Source organism: Mesorhizobium sp. M7A.F.Ca.ET.027.02.1.1 (assembly GCF_004022985.1).
GTDB lineage: Bacteria > Pseudomonadota > Alphaproteobacteria > Rhizobiales > Rhizobiaceae > Mesorhizobium.
The window spans coordinates 1-3,878 of sequence record NZ_RZOL01000508.1 but is presented as its reverse complement, the minus strand read 5'-3'; the positions used below and the strand labels follow the sequence as shown (position 1 = coordinate 3,878).

The 3,878-nt window shown below is 62.8% G+C and carries 2 protein-coding genes and 2 pseudogenes; all 4 read left to right on the top strand.

Going from position 1 to position 3,878, the window contains the following annotated elements; genetic code table 11:
- Positions 1–125: pseudogene (locus tag EN749_RS39170) on the top strand (spermidine/putrescine ABC transporter permease PotC); the annotation flags it as partial.
- Between the two features lie 23 nt (positions 126–148).
- Complete coding sequence (locus EN749_RS32340; RefSeq protein ID WP_023809982.1) at positions 149–1,183, top strand: extracellular solute-binding protein; 1,035 nt, start codon at positions 149–151, stop codon at positions 1,181–1,183.
- Positions 1,184–1,251: 68 nt separating this feature from the next.
- A pseudogene (locus EN749_RS32335) lies at positions 1,252–2,447 on the top strand (serine hydrolase).
- Between the two features lie 37 nt (positions 2,448–2,484).
- The gene (locus tag EN749_RS32330; RefSeq protein WP_127268197.1) at positions 2,485–3,666 is read left to right on the top strand and encodes a serine hydrolase; all 1,182 of its coding nucleotides are present in this window, start codon (positions 2,485–2,487) and stop codon (positions 3,664–3,666) included.
- Positions 3,667–3,878 lie beyond the last annotated feature (212 nt).

Below are 3,878 nucleotides of genomic sequence, written 5' to 3'. Positions count from 1 at the left end.
CCTACATGCTCGGCCAGATCCGCCGCGGCATCACACCCGAGATCAACGCGATATCGACCGCCTTCCTGCTGCTTTCGGTCGCGATCGTCACGTTGTTTTTCTTCGTCAGCAGGAAACGAGACTGAACCGAAAAATGGGAGTTAAAACCATGAACTGGAAGACAACAGCAACCGCCATGGGGTTGGCGTTGCTCGCCTCGACGGGCCTGGCCCGCGCCGACGGCGTGCTCAACATCTACAATTGGGGCAACTACACCAGCCCCGACGTGATCAAGAAGTTCGAGGCCAAATACAACGTCAAAGTGACCATCACCGACTACGATTCCAACGACACCGCGCTGGCCAAGGTTCGCCAGGGAGGCACCGGCTTCGACATTGCGGTGCCGTCGCAGACCTACGTGCCGATCTGGATCAAGGAAGGCCTCATCCAGGAGACCGATCCTGGCAAGATGGAAAACTTCAAGAACGTGGCGCCGGAATGGGCCAATCCCGATTTCGATCCGGGACGCAAATACAGTGTTCCATGGGCGTGGGGCACGATCGGCGTGGTCGTCAATACCGATGCCTACAAGGGGCCGGCCGATAGCTGGGGCATCATCTTCAACACGCCTGACGAGCTCAAGGGCAAGGTCAATGTCGTTCCGGAGATGGGCGATGTGATGTTCGCCGCGATCAAGTATGTCGGCGGCCAGCAATGCACCGACGACAAGGCGGTGCTGAAGAAGGTGCGCGACCTGTTGGTGGCGGCCAAGCCGAACTGGATCGCGATGGAATACAACACCATCGAGAAGATGGGCGCCGGCGACTTCAAGGCGACCAGCGACTGGAACGGCTCGGCGCTGCGCCAGCGGCTGGCCAACCCGGCCATCCACTACAACTATCCGAAAGAAGGCTTCGGCCTGTGGAGCGACAACGTCGTCGTTCTTAAGGAAGCCAAGAACGTCGAGAACGCCAAGCTTTTCCAGAACTTCATCATGGACCCGGAAAACGCGGCAGGTCTCTCGGCCTTCCATCGCTACGCCAATGCCATCACCGGCTCGGACAAGTACATGCCGGCCGACATGAAGGACGCGCCCGAAGTCATCATTCCGGCCGCGGACAAGCCACGTGGCGAGCTGCAGCAGATGTGCTCGCCGGAGACCCAGGAAATTTACACCAAGATCTGGACCGAGTTGCAGAAATAAACTGGGTTCGACGGACCCGGCGGCACACGCCGCCGGGTCCGTTTTCATGTTCAAGGGACTCGGCCGTCATGGACTCCTATCGCAATTCCGATCCGCGGCCGCCGATCATGCAGGGCTCGCCGCCCGCCATGGTACCGCCGAAGCTCGACTGGGACCGGCCGCCGTGGAACCGCTGGGCGTTCCAGCACATCCGTGAAATTCTGCCGACCGCCGAAGTCTGGCGCGGCAATGGCCATCGCCACCGCTTCGAACGCGCCGAGGTTGATCTCGACGGGCTGGCGGTCGAGGACAGCGAGGGCATGCCGACGACGCTCGCCGGGTTGCTCGACGAGACCTATACGGACGGCTTTCTGGTGCTCAAGGACGGCAAGGTCGCCTATGAGCGCTATTTCAACGGCATGGATGAGCGCACGCTGCACTTGTCGCAGTCGATGGCGAAGTCCGTTACCGGTTCGGTGTTCGGCATACTGGTCGGGCGCGGCCTGATCGATCCGGCCAGACTGGTAACAGATTACCTGCCGGAACTCGGCGTTACCGGCTGGACCGGCGCCAGCGTCCAGCATGTGCTGGACATGACCAGCGGCGTCCGTTTCTCAGAGGAATATACCGACCGCTATTCCGACATCGGCCAGGTCGATGTCGCCACCGGCTGGAAGCCGGTGCCGCCGGACAGCGATCCGGCCTTTCGTTGGCCCTCGCACATGTTCGAGCTGATCCTCGGCTTGAAGGACACGATCCGCCCGCACGGGGCTCAATTCGAATACCGCTCGATCGAGACCGACGTGCTTGCCTTCATCATGGAGCGGGTGACGGGCAAACGGCTGCCGCAGGTGATTTCGGAAGAACTCTGGCAAAAGCTCGGCGCTGATGAAAGCGCCTGCTTCACGGTCGATAGCGCCGGCTATGCGGTGGCCGACGGTGGCTTCAACGCGACGCTGCGCGACTATGGCCGCTTCGGCCAGCTGATCCTCGACAATGGTGGCGGCGTCGTGCCGGCCGGCTGGGTCGAGGCGACGCGCAACGGCAGGCATGGGCCGGACTTCAGCCCCAGCCTGCCGGAGGGCAGCTATCGCAACCAGTTCTGGATCGAGGATCCGCGCTCGCGCGCACTGATGTGCCGCGGCGTGTTCGGTCAGATGATCCATATCGACTGGAACACCGGAATGGTCGTGGTGAAGCTTTCGACCTGGCCGGATTTCGCCAATGGTGCCTATTCCATAGCGACGCTGAAGGCCTGCACGCTATCGCCACGGCACTTCGCTGAGCCCCCACAAAGAAAAAACGACCCGGAAGGAAACGCCATGACCGGCAAGACCGTGTTCGAGACCCGCTATGGCTTCCGGCGCAACCAGGTGGTGCTCGCCAACTGGCGCGAGAACCCCTTCAACCGGTGGTCGTTCCAGAACCTCGGCGAACTGGTGCCGACCGCCCGCGTGGCGGCGACGTCGGGCGTTGTCGAAACCCCCGTGCGCGATATGGGCGGCCTGCTCGGCGAAAAGGTCGCGATCGCCGGCACATCGGAGACAGTGGCTGAATTTCTCGCGCGTTCGAGCACCGACGCACTGACGGTGATGAAAGACGGCAAGATCGTCGGCGACTGGTTCGCCCCGCATATGGATTTCGGCGCCCGCCACATCATCTTTTCGATCAGCAAGTCGCTGACCGCCATCATTGCCGGCATTCTGGAAGGCGAGGGCGTATTCGACCCGGAAGCGCCGGTGACGGCCTACATCCCTGAAGCCGCCGGCTCGGCCTATGGCGATGCGAGCGTGCGGCATGTGCTCGACATGAGCGTCAGCCTCGATTTCGAGGAAGCCTATCTCGATCCGGAGAGCGCTTTCGCCCGCTATCGTCGCGCCACGCTGTGGAATCCGGGCGGCGGCACGGAGAGCCTGCGCGAATTCATTTTGACCTTGCAACGCCTTGCAGAGCCGCATGGCCAGACCTTCCGCTACCGCTCGCCGAATTCCGACCTGCTCGGACTGCTGCTCGAGCGCGCGTCGGGCCAGCGGTTCACCGACCTGATGCGCGAGAAGCTGTGGCTGCCGCTCGGCGCTGTCGGCGAAGCCTCGATCGGCGTCGACATGGAAGGCACGGCGCGCACGGCCGGCGGTATTTCGGTGACGCCGCGCGACCTGGCGCGTGTTGGCGAGATGATGCGGCAAGGCGGGGTGGCCAATGGCCGCCGCATCGTGCCGGAAGCCTGGGTGCGCGATACGGTTGCTAGCGGCGGCAGTTCCGACGCCTGGCAGCGCGGCGCGATGCAGCCGCTGTTCCCGAAGGGCCGCTATCGCAACAAATGGTACCAGACGGGCTTGCCGAACGGCGCCTATTGCGGCATCGGCATTCATGGCCAGTGGCTGTATGTCGATCCCAGGACCAAAGTGGTGATCGCTAAGATGTCGTCGCAGCCCGAGCCGGTCGACGATCCGCTCGATGTTGAAATCGTCGCCTTCTTCGAGGCGCTGAGCCGGATGGTCTAGATTGGACCCGAGCATTAGCGCACGCTTTCCTGTGGACCCGCCGGGCTGATCGAAGCGCGGCGGTTGGCGGACCGGACGTCTGCGCCTATGGTCGCCGCTCTTTGGACGAGAGCAGGTACGACATGGCATCCGACATCAAGCGCATTGCAGCCATCATCGCGGCCGAGATCAGCGCGCGGCCCGAACAGGCGGCCGCGGCGATTGAACTGCTC